13 protein-coding genes and 1 riboswitch are annotated in these 12,953 nt (G+C 73.5%); of the genes, 10 read left to right on the top strand and 3 right to left on the bottom strand.

From position 1 onward, the window contains the following. Positions 1–36: 36 nt before the first annotated feature. The 3 genes from ACIQPT_RS01220 to ACIQPT_RS01210 all read left to right on the top strand — a co-directional run bounded on the left by ACIQPT_RS01220 (position 37) and on the right by ACIQPT_RS01210 (position 3,498). Positions 37–1,614, top strand: a complete 1,578-nt coding sequence (locus ACIQPT_RS01220; protein ID WP_401151151.1) for an amidohydrolase — start codon at positions 37–39, stop codon at positions 1,612–1,614. Positions 1,615–1,762: 148 nt separating this feature from the next. After that, positions 1,763–1,981 (top strand): hypothetical protein, encoded by a 219-nt coding sequence (locus ACIQPT_RS01215; RefSeq protein WP_401151148.1) that lies wholly within the window; start codon positions 1,763–1,765, stop codon positions 1,979–1,981. Positions 1,982–2,268: 287 nt separating this feature from the next. Continuing rightward, positions 2,269–3,498 (top strand): MraY family glycosyltransferase, encoded by a 1,230-nt coding sequence (locus tag ACIQPT_RS01210; protein ID WP_401151145.1) that lies wholly within the window; start codon positions 2,269–2,271, stop codon positions 3,496–3,498. Positions 3,499–3,515: 17 nt separating this feature from the next. Here the strand turns inward: ACIQPT_RS01210 and ACIQPT_RS01205 are convergent, their stop codons facing one another. Further along, the gene (locus tag ACIQPT_RS01205) at positions 3,516–4,403 is read right to left on the bottom strand and encodes a glycosyltransferase family 2 protein (protein ID WP_401151142.1); all 888 of its coding nucleotides are present in this window, start codon (positions 4,401–4,403) and stop codon (positions 3,516–3,518) included. A 69-nt stretch (positions 4,404–4,472) separates the two neighbouring features. Here ACIQPT_RS01205 and ACIQPT_RS01200 point away from each other — a divergent pair, with 69 nt between their 5' ends. The 3 genes from ACIQPT_RS01200 to ACIQPT_RS01190 all read left to right on the top strand — a co-directional run bounded on the left by ACIQPT_RS01200 (position 4,473) and on the right by ACIQPT_RS01190 (position 8,523). Next, on the top strand, positions 4,473–6,662 hold the full coding sequence (locus ACIQPT_RS01200) for a hypothetical protein (RefSeq protein ID WP_401151139.1): 2,190 nt from the start codon (positions 4,473–4,475) through the stop codon (positions 6,660–6,662). A gap of 137 nt (positions 6,663–6,799) precedes the next feature. Next, the gene (locus tag ACIQPT_RS01195; RefSeq protein ID WP_401151136.1) at positions 6,800–7,780 is read left to right on the top strand and encodes a metallophosphoesterase family protein; all 981 of its coding nucleotides are present in this window, start codon (positions 6,800–6,802) and stop codon (positions 7,778–7,780) included. Further along, entirely contained in the window at positions 7,777–8,523 is a 747-nt protein-coding gene (locus ACIQPT_RS01190; protein WP_401151134.1) for a 4'-phosphopantetheinyl transferase, read from the top strand. Before ACIQPT_RS01195 ends, ACIQPT_RS01190 begins: the two co-directional genes overlap by 4 nt. 3 nt (positions 8,524–8,526) lie before the next feature. Here the strand turns inward: ACIQPT_RS01190 and ACIQPT_RS01185 are convergent, their stop codons facing one another. After that, entirely contained in the window at positions 8,527–9,117 is a 591-nt protein-coding gene (locus ACIQPT_RS01185) for a histidine phosphatase family protein (RefSeq protein WP_401151131.1), read from the bottom strand. A gap of 126 nt (positions 9,118–9,243) precedes the next feature. Continuing rightward, a riboswitch (adenosylcobalamin (AdoCbl) riboswitch) is annotated at positions 9,244–9,338 on the top strand. Between the two features lie 45 nt (positions 9,339–9,383). On the opposite strand from ACIQPT_RS01185, the gene ACIQPT_RS01180 reads away from it, so the two are divergent. From ACIQPT_RS01180 to ACIQPT_RS01165, 4 genes are all read left to right on the top strand, one after another. Continuing rightward, on the top strand, positions 9,384–9,599 hold the full coding sequence (locus ACIQPT_RS01180; RefSeq protein ID WP_050361777.1) for a CbtB-domain containing protein: 216 nt from the start codon (positions 9,384–9,386) through the stop codon (positions 9,597–9,599). Positions 9,600–9,659: 60 nt separating this feature from the next. After that, complete coding sequence (locus ACIQPT_RS01175) at positions 9,660–10,415, top strand: CbtA family protein (protein WP_401151128.1); 756 nt, start codon at positions 9,660–9,662, stop codon at positions 10,413–10,415. Positions 10,416–10,655: 240 nt separating this feature from the next. Further along, positions 10,656–11,408: an SDR family oxidoreductase gene (locus ACIQPT_RS01170; RefSeq protein WP_401151592.1), complete on the top strand. Its 753-nt coding sequence runs from the start codon at positions 10,656–10,658 to the stop codon at positions 11,406–11,408. 32 nt (positions 11,409–11,440) lie between these two features. Further along, positions 11,441–12,148, top strand: a complete 708-nt coding sequence (locus tag ACIQPT_RS01165; protein WP_401151126.1) for a TetR/AcrR family transcriptional regulator — start codon at positions 11,441–11,443, stop codon at positions 12,146–12,148. A gap of 46 nt (positions 12,149–12,194) precedes the next feature. Here ACIQPT_RS01165 and ACIQPT_RS01160 read toward each other — a convergent pair whose 3' ends face one another. After that, positions 12,195–12,869: a hypothetical protein gene (locus ACIQPT_RS01160; protein ID WP_401151124.1), complete on the bottom strand. Its 675-nt coding sequence runs from the start codon at positions 12,867–12,869 to the stop codon at positions 12,195–12,197. Between the last annotated feature and the right edge of the window lie 84 nt (positions 12,870–12,953).

Raw genomic sequence — 12,953 nt, 5'->3', positions numbered from 1 at the left:
TGCCGTGGGTCCGAACGCGACCGGGAGGGACCTTCCATGCTCTGTACGAGGCTGACGAACGCCCGCATCCTCACGATGGACCCGCACCACCCCGTCGCCCACGACCTGGGCATCTGGCGGGGGCGGGTCGTCGGCGTGGACGAGGCCGTGACCTCCCTGCCCGCCCGCGAGGTCGTCGACCTGGGCGGCGCCACCGTGCTGCCCGGTTTCATCGACAGCCATGTCCACCTGGCCTGGGCCGGGTTGAAGGCCACGACACCGAGCGTCGCCCCGTGCGAGCGGGTCGAGGACATCCTCGCCGCCGTGGACGCGGCGGCCCGGCGGCCGGCTCCTCCCGGCGCCTGGGTGGACGTCGCCGGGTACGACCAGCGGGCCCTGGGCCGCCATCTGACCGCCGCCGAACTGGACCGGGTCAGCCAGGGCCGCAAGGTCTTCCTGATGCACGACTCCGGGCATGCCTGCGTCGTCAACACCGCCGTACTGGAGCTGCTGCCGGACGGGACGCCGCACGAGGACGGCTTCCTCGCCGAGAGCGCCATGACCACCGCCCGCCGGCTGCGGCTGCCCTACTCCCAGGAGGAGCTGGCCGACGCGATCGAGCTCGCCGCCCGCGGCTGCCTCGACGAGGGGATCACGGCCTGCGCCGAGGCGGGCATCGGCGGCGGACTCCTCGGCCACAGCCCCGTCGAACTGGGCGCCTACCAACTGCTCCGGGACCGTGGCCGGCTGCCCCTGCGGGTCCAGCTCATGGCGTCCGGCGACACCCTGCGCCCCCGCGCGGCGCACACCGACGACGGGTTCCCCCGGGCCCTGGACCTCGGCCTGCGCACCGGGTTCGGCGACGACTGGCTGTCGCTCGGCGCGCTCAAGATCTACACCGACGGCGGGATGATGGCGCGTACGGCGGCGCTCACCTCCCCGTACGAGGGCACGGCCGACAACACCGGCCGCTTCCAGGACGACCCCGACCGCATCGCCGCCCTCATCGTCGACGGCCACCTCGCGGGCTGGCAGCTCGCCGTCCACGCCATCGGCGACCGGGCCGCCGACCTCGCCCTGGACGCCCTGGAGCGGGCCCAGAAGCTGCGGCCCCGCCCGGACGCGCGCCACCGCATCGAACACGCCGGGCTGATCCGCCCCGACCAGCTGCCCCGCTTCGCCGAGCTCGGCGTGAGCGCGGTGGTCCAGCCCACCTTCCTGCACTCCTTCGGCGACGACTACGCGACGGTCATGGGAGAGGGGCGGGCCGGCTGGATGTACCGGGGCCGGGGGTTCCTGGACCACGGGGTCTCCCTCGTGGGCAGCTCGGACCGCCCCGTCACGGACGGTTCGCCGCTGCGGGCGATCCAGTTCATGGTCGAACGCGCCTCCGCGTCGGGCCGCCTCATCGGCCCGGACGAGGCCGTCACCGTCGACGAGGCGCTGCGGGCCTACACGGTCGCCGGCGCCCACGCCTGCCGCTGGGAGGACGCGGCGGGCGCCCTCGCGCCGGGGATGCGCGCCGACCTGGTGGTGCTGGGCGACGACCCGCACCGCGTGGACCCCTCCCGGATCGGGGACATCGAGGTTGTCAGCACCATCGTGGACGGCAGGGACGCCCGCGCCGCGGGGTGACGCTACGCTCGACGCCATGCGCGCGCAGAGGGAAAGCAACGGTTCGAGCACCGAGTGGGTGACCGTCGTGTCGTACGAGAACCTGCCGGGCTGCCCGCGACCCCCGGCAGCCCTCCGCGCTTGACTGCGTGACCGTGGGATCGACTGGATGCCCTTCGCCGGGGAGCTGATCCACGTCGATCTCGCCTGCGGCATCGACGCGGACGGGCGTCGGCGCGGCTGGTACGCCGTGCGGGTCGACGCCGGTGCGCTGCGTGCGCTGGGCCTGCACCCCGATCAGCCCACCGCCGTGATCGCCGGTCCCCCTCCGCCCCGCTGGTGGCACGCGGCGGCCGAGCGCAACGCCGACCGGTATGTCGCGGGCTGACGGCCCGTCCGCGCGCACCGGCGGTCAACTCTGCCCGAACCAAGACGTTTTGAGCGATGTGGACCGGTCGGCGTGGGGACTCCCGAGGCCGGGCGGCAGAACAATACGCCACCCTTTTCGTGTTATTTAGGGTGAATGGGGACATCGGCCCGTAGGTTGGGGAGAAACGCCACCCGGGTGGCGTCCTGTGTCCCCCGACCCACAACCGGCCGGGACCGGGCTGCCGCCGTTCCACCGGCCGCCCGGCGTCCAGTGCCGAGGGTCATGAACGAGGAAAGGCAGGGCAGGTGAACGTGCTGGGGATCATCGCCTCCGGTGTGGCCGCGCTGTTCATCACGGTCGCACTCGCCAAGGGCGCCCGCCGCGCGGCGTTCCGCCCCCACGTCCCGGACGAACCGGCCGGGCGTGCGCCACGGGCCAGAGCGCTGCGCAGGACCGGCGGTCCGGCAGCCGTGCTCGGCGTCGGCGCGGCGGTCGGCGGGGCCCTGTGGCTCGGCGCGGCGGACGACTCGGCGGGCTCCGTCGCGGGGCTGCTCGCCGGGGCCGGGACCGTGGCCGCTCTCGGCCTCGTCCACGACCTGAAGCCCCTGTGGGGAGCCCTCCGCCTCGTCGTGCAGACGGCCGCCGCGGTCCTCGTCGTCAGCCTCGCCGGACTGTCACCCGCGGCGGGCGTCCTGGCCGTGCTCTGGATCGTCCTCGTCACCAACGCGTTCGCCCTGCTCGACCACGCCGACGGCCTGTTGACCGCCGTCGGCGTGGTCACCGCCGCCGGGCTGCTCGCCTGCGCCGCCGTCGGCGGCAGCCCCGCCCTCGCCCTGCTTCCGGCCGCCCTGGCGGCGGGTCTCGCCGGCTTCCTGCTCCACAACTGGCACCCCGCCCGCCTTCGGCTCGGCGCGTCCGGTGCGCAGTTCACCGGATTCGCGCTGGCCGCCTCCGGCGCGCTGATCCAGGCGGCCGCTCCGTCGGGCCGCGCCGCGTGGGCCGCGCTGCCGGCCCTGGCGACGGTGGCCCTCGCCGACACCGCCCTGGTCCTGATCTCCCGCCGCCGCGCCGCGCGTTCCCTGCTCCGCGACACGGACGACCACATCGCGCACCGCCTGCGCCGGGTCCGCGTCACCGTGCCGGGCACGGCGGTCCTCCTGGCCCTCTGGGCGGGCGTGCCCGTGGCGACCGGGACGCTGGTGTACGCGGAGCTGCTGCACCCCGCGCTCCTCCTCCTGCCGCTGGCCGGGACGGCGGCCGCCGTGTTCGCCCTGCTGAGGATCCCGGCGTACGCACCGCCCCGCACAGCCCCTCCCCGTACCTCCACCCGGCGTACGACGGAGCACGCCACCGGCGCCGCGATCCCCTCGGCCGCATCCGCACCGGGCGCCGCACCCACGCCCGGCAAGGCATCCCCCGGATCCGGCAAGGCCGCCGGCACCGCCAGGACCGCCGCGGGGCGTCCCACCGTGCCGCCCCCGCCCACCGGACGCCCCGCGGCCGAAGCCGCCGCGGTCGCCGCCGAGCGAAGCTGACGCCGCCCGGCCCGTGCTCACCCCCGCAGCCGGCCGAGGGTGGCGCGGGCCGCGGTGCGCGCGTACGGGGCGACCATCAGATACGGCGCCCACGGCCAGGTGTGCCGCAGGCAGTACAGCCACCACTGGCGGGGCGGCAGCTCCCGCCCGGAGGTCACCCGGCGCAGCGCCTCCCGGACGCCGATCCCCGGCTCCCGGGAGGCGGGCGCGACCGGTCCGCCCACGCACTCGCCGGCGTGCCCCGGGGCGACGAACGCGCTCACACCGGCCCGCCGCGCGCGACAGCCGTGGTCGTAGTCGCCCATCCGGTGCCGGAAGACCTTGTCGGGGTCCCCGACGAGGTCGTACACGGCACGGGACACCAGGACCACCCGCCCGTCGTACGTGTCGCAGGGCTCGGGCCGGTGCTCGCCGGGCTCGACGAGCGCCAGGGACCTGCCCCGCCGGCCGGAGTACACCGTGTCCCCGTACGCGTTCCGCACCGCGCCGACGACGACCGCGTCGGACCCGGCCGCGTCCGCCGTGCGCAACAGCGCCACCACGGCGTCCGGGAAGAGTTCGACCCCGTCATCGAGCCACAGCTGATGCGTCCACGGATGGCTCGGTCCGCCCGGTGTCACCCCGAGCGCGCCGCCGCCCCCGCCGCCGCTGCGGCTGTTGCGGCTCGCGATGCGCAGCGCCTGGTTGCGGGGGACGTCCGCGCCCACCGACATCACCTCCACCGCCGGATGCCGCAGCCGGACCGCCTCCGGCGTACCGTCGGTGCTGCCGGTGTCCACGAGATGCACGCCCAGCGTCGTCCCGGCGGGGAGCCCGCGCTGCTCCTCCAGGGCGCGCAGCGCGGACAGCGTCCGCGCGCGGCGGTCGTGACTCGTCATCAGCACGGCCAGGTGGACGGAGTGCACAGCGGGCTCCTCAGCTCCTGAATCTCATCATTCATGCATAAAAGCTGATATTCCGCATAGGCTGGGCGGGTGAGTGCCGAACCGACCACGAACCCGCTCCGGCCCCGCCGTCTCGTGCCGGTGCTCGCCTTCGTGCTGGCCGTCCTGTGCGTGAGCACGGTCGCCCTGACCGCGACCGTCCGGTCCACGGTCGCCTCACCCGGCTTCTACCAGGCGGTGCTGGACGAGGAGTCGGCCTACGACCGCCTCTACAGCGAGGTGCTCGTCGACCCGGAGATCTCGCCCGTCACCCGCGACCTGCTCGCGCGCCTGCCCGTGCCCGAGGCGCTGGTGACGTCGAACATCAAGGTCGTGCTGCCGCCCGCCACGGTCCGGGCCCTGACCGACCAGCAGATCGAGGCGGTGACCGGCTATCTGCGCGGCGACCGCGACGAGCTCCGGCTGACCGTCGACCTGGCCCCGGTGCTGGAGAACCTCGCCGACCTCGCACAGGTCTACTTCGGTGACCTCGTGGCCAACGTCCAGGGCGGCGACCGGCCCGACTTCGAACGGTTCACCGCCGACCTCGCCACCGCGCTCGACGCCCTGAAGGAGGGCCGGGCCCCCGAGCTGCCCGCGCTGCCGCTCACCGAGGACCAGGCGGACCGCGCCGCCGACGCCCTCCTCACGGCCGTACCGGACCGGGAACGGGCGGCGCTGCGCCCCGAGATCGAGGTGGCCCTGGGGGAGGGGGACGTGTCGACCGCGCTGGCGGCCACCGCGGCCGCTGCGCTCTCCGACGGCTCACGGAGCGCGGTGGCCGGCCTCCGTACCACCCTCCAGGACGGTACGTGGGATCTGACCGACACCCTGACCGCCGCCGGGAACGACCTCACCGCCCTGGAAGAGGCCCGCGACTACGTCCGGCTGCTGACCCTGCTCCAGGTCCTCGCCGTCACCCTGGCCCTGGCCGCTCTCGTGACGCTCTGGTTCACCGGCCCCGCCGCCCCGGCCCGCCGGCTGATGCGGCTGGGGCAGGCACTGGCCTGCGCGGGAGTGCTGACCGCCGCCGCCGTGCTCCTGGCCCGGCTGATCACCGGGGGACGTCTGCTCGCCATCCCGTCCTCCTGGGCCCCGAGCGTCACCGCGCTCGTCGACGACCTCCAGCGCAACGCCGTGGACCAGGCGGTGGCCACCGGGCTGAGCGCCGCCCTCACGGCTCTCCTCGGCGGCGTACTCCTCACGGGCGTCGGCTGGGCGCTGCTGGTGCGCCCGGGCCGGATGCCGACCCCGACCCCGACGGCGGTACGGACGACGGCGGCGGGCGTGGCCTGCGCCGCACTGGCCGGCGTCCTGCTCGTGCCGCCCGTGTTCGGCCCGTCCGCACCCCGCCAGTGCCTGGGCAGCAGCCGCCTGTGCGAACTGCGCTACGACGAAGCCGCCTACCTCACCTCGCACAACGCCATGTCCACCACCGCCGACCGGTTCATCGGCCCCCTCCAGGACCCCGACATCACCACCCAGCTCAACACGGGCGTCCGGGCCCTCCAGCTCGACACGTACCGCTGGGAAAGTCCGCAGGACATCGCCGAGCGCCTCGACTCCCCCGAGTTCACCCCCGAGCAGCGCCGCCTGATCTCCGGCGCCATCGACAAGGTCAACCCGCCGCGCGAGGGCCTGTGGCTCTGCCACGGAGTCTGCCGCGCCGGGGCCATCGAACTGGTCCCGGCCCTGGAGGACATCGGCGACTGGCTGCGCGCCCACCCCACCGAGATCGTCACGCTCATCGTCCAGGACGACATCAGCCCCGAGGACACCGAGGAGGCGTTCCGCGCCGCCGGCCTGGACGACCTCCTGCACACCCCCTCGGCGGACCCGGACGCCCCGTGGCCCACCCTGGAGGAGATGATCGACAGCGGCCGACGGCTCGTGGTGTTCGCCGAGAAGGCCGACGGCCCCGCGCCCTGGTACCGCAACTTCTACCGGTACGGGATGGAGACCCCGTTCGCCTTCCGGAGCCCCTCCGAGATGACCTGCGGGCCGCACCGGGGCGGCACCGGGAAGCGGCTCTTCCTCCTCAACCACTTCATCACGAACGCGGGCGGCAGCCGCCTGGACGCCGGCCGCGTCAACGCCCGCGACTGGGTCCTGGAGAGGACCCGGGCCTGCGAGGCGGAGCGCGGCAGCCCGGTCACCTTCATCGCCGTCGACTACACGACGGTCGGCGACGCGCTCGGCGCGGTCAACGAACTCAACTCCCGCCGGGCGGACGCCCGCTGATGGCAGGTACCGGCCGACGTGCCCACCGTCCGAAACCCCTGAGGAACCGCGAGCCGAGCGTGAGAGGCTACGTTCCCAGCGGCTCCCACCGTGCGGACGGAGCCGGACCACTGCCGACAGATCGGGAATCAGCGCCCATGACCCCTCCGAGCGACCCCGCACCGCACGGTGCTCCCGCCGCCGTTCCCGCCCCCGGCGACGGGCACCGACAGCAGGGCGCGGGCCGTCTGCTGGCCGTGAGCGACCTGCACGCGGCGGTGACCGACAACCGGCCCCTCGTGGAGTCCCTGCACCCGGCGTCCGACGCGGACTGGCTGATCGTCGCGGGCGACGTGGCGGAGCAGCCCGAGGACATCCGGTGGGCGCTCGCACTGCTCGCGGAACGCTTCGCCCACGTGATCTGGACCCCCGGCAACCACGAGCTGTGGACCGTGAACAAGGACCCGGTCCAACTGCGGGGCCAGGCCCGCTACGACCACCTCGTCGCGCTGTGCCGGGACCTCGGGGTGACGACTCCGGAAGACCCCTTCCCGCTCTGGCCGGGCCCGGACGGCCCGGTGGCCATCGCGCCGCTCTTCCTCCTGTACGACTACACCTTCCGCGCCCCGGGAACGCACACGAAGGAGGAGTCGCTCGCCGTCGCGCACGAGTCCGGCATCGTCTGCAACGACGAATACCTCCTCCACCCGGACCCCTATCCCACCCGGGACGACTGGTGCCGCGCCCGGGTCGCCACCACCGAACGCCGGCTCGCGGAGCACGACCCCGGGATACCCCTCGTCCTCGCCGGGCACTGGCCGCTCGTCCGGGAGCCCACGTCGGTGATGTGGTACCCGGAGTTCGCCCAGTGGTGCGGCACCGAACTGACCGCCGACTGGCACCGCCGCTTCAACGTCACCGCCGTCGTCTACGGACACCTCCACATTCCCCGTACGACCTGGTACGACGGGGTGCGCTTCGAGGAGGTCTCCATCGGCTACCCCAGGGAGTGGCGGGAGCGGGGACACCCGCGCGGACTGCTGCGGCAGATCCTCCCGTACGAGGGCGAACCCGCCCCACCGGCCCGGACCGGCGCCGAACCGACCGCACAGCGGCGTACCCCCGGAGGCACCTCGTGATCGAGCGGCTGCTGCCCGCCGACGTGTCCTGCGCGGACACCCGCGCGGAGACCGTCCCGGACGGAAACCTCTTCCCGGAGGAGGAGGCGCTGGTCGCCAAGAGCGTGGCCAAACGCAGGAACGACTTCGCGACGGCCCGCGCCTGCGCCCGGCGCGCCATGGCCGGACTCGGCCTGCCGCCGGTGCCCGTGCTCCACGGCCACCGGGGAAGACCGCTGTGGCCCGAGGGAATCGTCGGCAGCCTGACCCACTGCGCCGGGTACCGGGCGGCGGCGCTGGCCCGTGCCAAGGAGGTGCTGTCACTGGGCATCGACGCGGAACCTCACGCCCCGCTCCCCACCGGCGTAAGGGAGTTGGTGACGCTGCCCGCCGAACGCGAGCGGATCGGTCCGCCCGCGCCGGAGGGCTCGGACGACATCCACTGGGACCGGGTGCTGTTCAGCGCCAAGGAGAGCGTCTTCAAGGCCTGGTATCCGGTCACCGGCCTCGAACTCGACTTCGCCGAGGCCGACCTGACGTTCCATCGGATCGACGGTCAGGACAGCCGGGACGGCAGTAGTCTTCCGGGCGGCGGTGACGGTCCTCGGGGCGGTGCCGCCGCCGACGGTGCCTTCGCCGCACGTCTGCTGCTCACCGACCCGGCGCTGCCGACGACGCTGCACGGGCTGTGGCGGATCGAGGACGGCATCGTCGCCACGGCCGTGCTGATCCGGCCCGACTGGCGGGACAGCGAGGTGCCGTGACGTTCAGTCGGCCGGGGGAGCGGTCAGGGGGCGGCCCAGTCCCACGTTCCACCGGCCCGACCGCCCGCTGAGTTCGGTCAGCGTCAGCGGGGCGACGTCCAGCCGCCAGAACGCCTCCGGCGGCAGCCGCAGACCATGGACGACCGCCGCCCGGACGACGGCGGCCTCGGCCACCGCCAGGAAACCGGTGCCGGGTGCGTCCGGTCCACCGAGGGAGTCCAGCCACCGGCCGACCCTCCCGACCAGGTCGCACAGCGACTCGCCGCCGTGCGGAGCCGCCGAGGGGTCGCCGAGCCAGGCGGCCACCCGCTCGGGCTCGGCGGCCGCCACCTCGTCGAGGCGGCGGCCGGCCCAGCGCGCCAGGTCCCAGCCGGCCGGGGCCGGTTCGGCCCGGGCCGTCAGACCGAGCGCTTCGGTGGTCTCACGGCACCGCTCGGACGGGCCGCTCAGCACGAGCCCGGCCGCCGGCACCGCGCCGGCCGCTGCCCGCGCACGCTCCCGGCCGGACCGGTCCAGGGGGGCGTCGCCGTCGAAGCGGGCCTCCCGGAGCGCCGCGTTCATCGCCGGTGAGATCAACATCACCCGTACTGTCATGTCCCTGCCCTCACTCCTTCACCATGGGCCCCAAAGGCCTGCCGTCCCAAGGGATCCGTGCTCGGCGGCCCCGCAGATTGGACCATGGCGGCACCTGCGTACAGGCGGTATGGTCACGTCGACCATGACGAGGGTGTGACGGAAGTCCGGTGAGAATCCGGCACGGTCGCGCCACTGTGAACCCGCATCCGTGCGGGGAAGTCAGACCCGGCACCTTCGTCCGAGGCACCACGACAGGGACGCGTGTTCCCACAGGAGGTACTGCGATGGCACAGTCCGCCGTTCCCGCAACCGGGACATCCGCGATCGCTCCGATCTCGGCGAAGGCCATTGCCCCGTGGGCGGTCTTCTTCGGCATTCTCATGCTCGTCCTGCTCTACTTCGTCGGCGCCGAACAGGGCGCCACCGCGCTCATCTCGGGCGAAGGCGTCCACGAGTGGGTTCACGACGGCCGTCACCTGCTCGGCTTCCCCTGCCACTGAGGCACCTGAGGAACCAGGGAATCAGCGGACACGGGAAGCAAGAGAAAACAGGAAACCATCGTGAACTCCATATCTGTCAGAGCTCTGCTCGTGCGCGGCATGCTCGCGGGCCTGATCGCGGGTGCGCTCGCGCTCGCCGTCGCCTACTTCCTCGGTGAGTCCCAGGTGGACGCGGCCATCGCCCTCGAAGAGGCCCACAGCCATGACCACGGAGGCGGCGAGGAACTGGTCAGCCGCACCATGCAGGCGACCGGCGGACTCGCCACCGGCGTCCTGGTCTTCGGCGTCGCCGTGGGCGGAATCGCCGCCCTCGTGTTCTGCTACGCGCTGGGCCGCATCGGGAACTTCGGCCCCCGGGCCACGGCGGCGCTGATCGCGGGTGCCGCCCTGCTCACGGTCTACGTCGTGCCGTTCCTGAAGTACCCGGCGAACCCGCCTGCCGTCGGCAACCCCGACACCATCGGCAAGCGCACCGCCCTGTTCTTCCTGATGGTCGCCCTCAGCGTGCTGCTGGCCGTCGCCGCCGTCATCATCGGCAGGCGGCTCGCTCCTCGCCTGGGCAACTGGAACGCGACCATCGCGGCCGTCGCCGGCTTCGTTCTGCTGATCGGTCTCGCCTACGCCTTCCTGCCCTCCTTCGACGAGGTGGGCAAGGACTTCCCGGCCGGCCTGCTGTGGGAGTTCCGGCTCTCGACGCTCGCGGTCCAGGCGACGTTGTGGAGCGTCTTCGGCATCGTCTTCGGCTACCTCACCGAACGGCTCCTGACGCCCGCCGTCCCTGCGGCGACGCCCCGCACCGCGAGTGCGGTGAACTGAACGGGCCGTGCGTACGGACGCGCGTGCGTGAGGCACACGACAGAACCCGCCGGACACGCCCCGGCGGGTTCTGTCGTGTGCGGGCAGGGCGAAGGAGGGGTAGGGGTAGCAATGTTCATTAGCAGCGTTACGCCTTCGGGGTAGCGCTGCTAACGTCATGGTGTTAGCGTTGATCCCATCGGGTTTCACGGGACCGCCGCGACCCCAGTCGCCAGGAGCACTGCCATGACCGAACGGACCATGACCGAACAGTTCGCATCCGACGCCCCGCGCCGGGTGGCCGTGGTCACCGGGGGATCCCGGGGCATCGGCCGCGAGAGCGCCGAGCGGCTCGCCGCCGACGGGTTCGCGGTCGTCGTGAACTACGCGGGCAACCGGACCGAGGCGGAGGCCGCCGTCGCCGCCATCACCGCCGCGGGCGGTGAGGCCCTCGCCCATCAGGCGGACGTGGCCGACGAGGTCGCCGTCGCGGCGCTCTTCGACGCCGCAGAGGCGGCGTTCGGAGGCGTCGACGTGGTGGTGCACGCGGCGGGCGTCATGGCGCTCGCGCCGCTGGCCGAGCTCGAACTCGACACGCTCGACCGGATGCACCGCACCAACATCCGGGGCACGTTCGTCGTCGACCAGCAGGCCGCCCGGCGGCTGCGCGCGGGCGGGGCCATCATCAACTTCTCCAGTTCGGTGCTGTCGCTGTCCCTGCCCGGCTACACCGCGTACGCCGCGACCAAGGGCGCCGTCGAGGCGATGACCCTGATCCTCGCCCGCGAGCTGCACGGCCGGGACATCACCGTCAACGCCGTGGCGCCCGGGCCGACCGCCACCGCACTGTTCCTGGACGGCAAGGACGAGGAGACCATCGCGCGGATGGCCGCCCAGCCGCCGCTGGGGCGGCTGGGGACCCCGCAGGACATAGCCGAGGTGGTCTCCTTCCTCGCCGGCCCGGCCCGCTGGGTCAACGGCCAGGTGCTGCGGGCCAACGGCGGCATCGTCTGAGCGCCGCCGTGCCGCTTGATAGCGTCCGTCCGGTGAGTACGAGTACCCGGACACGCATCCTGGAAGTGGCCGCCGCCCTGGTCAGGGAATCGCCCGACGGCGACATCTCCACGCGCGCCGTGTGCGACGCGGCGAAGGTCGGCGCGCCGGCCCTCTACCGCCACTTCGGCGACAAGGAAGGCCTGCTGTCGGCCGTCGTCGACCACGGCTTCGAGCAGTACCTGGCGACGAAGCGGGACCGCGGCGAGACGACGGACGCCGTGGAGGACCTGCGTCGGGGGTGGGACAGTCATGTCGCCTTCGCCCTCGACAACCGCAACCTCTACCGCCTCATGAACTCACCGGCGATGCGCACGCCGCCCGCCGCGGCGCTGGAGTCCCACCGGATCCTGACGGGGGACCTCGAACGGGCCGCGGCCCAGGGCCGGATACGCGTCGCGCCCGAGTTGGCCGCCCAGATGATCATGTCGGCCAATGTGGGGGTGTCGCTGATGCTCGTGTCCCGCCCGGCGACGTTCGACGACATCGAGGTGTCCCACCGGGTGCGCGACGCCCTGTACGCGACGGTGCTCACGCCCGACGTGTCGCCGAGCACCCCGCCGGACGCCGAAGTCCCCACGGCGGCGGCCCGGTTGAGCGCCCTGCTGCGGCAGGAGCACGGGGCGGGTCTGAGTACTGCCGAGGCGGCGCTGATGAAGGAGTGGCTCGACCGGGTGGCGAACGCCCGCCCGGACACCTGATCCGGAGCACCGAGCCGGACCGCGGGGGTCGTGGGAGTGGTGGTCATCAGGGCGCGGGGGAGGGCGCATCGTGATCGCGCAGGCCGTCCTCGGTGCGGCGCGCCGCGTTCCCGACGATCTGTTCGAGGTCCTTCTGTACGTCGGGTTCCGTGCTGCCGTGCGGTGCGTACGCGGACACCGTGAGCACGAGGTCGCCGTTCCACAGGAGGAGGGTGCGGCCGGGGCGGCCCTGGTCGTCGGCCGGTATCGCGTAGGCGGCGTCGTGGACCTTCTCGGGCCCCCGCCCGTGGGCACGGTCGAGATTCTCCTTGAGGCGGTACGCGTGGCGGGCGGGCTCGGTGTCCTCGTACACGGAGGCGGTGGTGCTGAGCTTCCAGAATGTGCCGTCCGGGGCCTTCAGGTCCGCGAGGCAGCCGGTCCGGCGGTAGAGCGGCCGCGCACCGTTCTCGCCGATGTCCTCCCGGGCGTCGGGGGAGGCGGAGTCGGTGGAGCTGCCGAGAGCGAAGCCCTCGGCGGGCGCCGCGCCCGCGAGGAGGTCGCACGGGGTGCCGGTCCAACTGTGGGCCCCCGGCGGGCGGGCGGTCAGCTTCGCCGTTTCCCCGTTCCTCCCGTCGCCGTCACCGTTCCCGCCGCCGGAGCAGCCGACCGAGGCCGCCACCGCCAGTCCGATGAGCGCGGCCGACCGCGCCCGGCGTAATGCGGCACTCCTGGATCCCTGCATCTCCCCACCCCTTCGTCCTGGAGATCACATTGTCCGATGCCCGTACCGGCGGGTAAAGGAGACCGGGCCCGCACCGATGGGTGC

The organism is Streptomyces sp. NPDC091289, assembly GCF_044757365.1.
Classification (GTDB): Bacteria; Actinomycetota; Actinomycetes; order Streptomycetales; family Streptomycetaceae; genus Streptomyces.
This window is presented reverse-complemented; position numbering and strand designations above follow the sequence as displayed.

Bases quoted from the DNA above. Each gene is read 5' to 3' on its own strand.
- ACIQPT_RS01180 (WP_050361777.1), top strand. From the start codon at position 9,384: ATGGCACAGTCCGCCGTTCCCGCAACCGGGACATCCGCGATCGCTCCG.
- ACIQPT_RS01220 (WP_401151151.1), top strand. From the start codon at position 37: ATGCTCTGTACGAGGCTGACGAACGCCCGCATCCTCACGATGGACCCG.
- ACIQPT_RS01160 (WP_401151124.1), bottom strand. From the start codon at position 12,869: ATGCAGGGATCCAGGAGTGCCGCATTACGCCGGGCGCGGTCGGCCGCG.
- ACIQPT_RS01195 (WP_401151136.1), top strand. From the start codon at position 6,800: ATGACCCCTCCGAGCGACCCCGCACCGCACGGTGCTCCCGCCGCCGTT.
- ACIQPT_RS01215 (WP_401151148.1), top strand. From the start codon at position 1,763: ATGCCCTTCGCCGGGGAGCTGATCCACGTCGATCTCGCCTGCGGCATC.
- ACIQPT_RS01170 (WP_401151592.1), top strand. From the start codon at position 10,656: ATGACCGAACAGTTCGCATCCGACGCCCCGCGCCGGGTGGCCGTGGTC.
- ACIQPT_RS01185 (WP_401151131.1), bottom strand. From the start codon at position 9,117: ATGACAGTACGGGTGATGTTGATCTCACCGGCGATGAACGCGGCGCTC.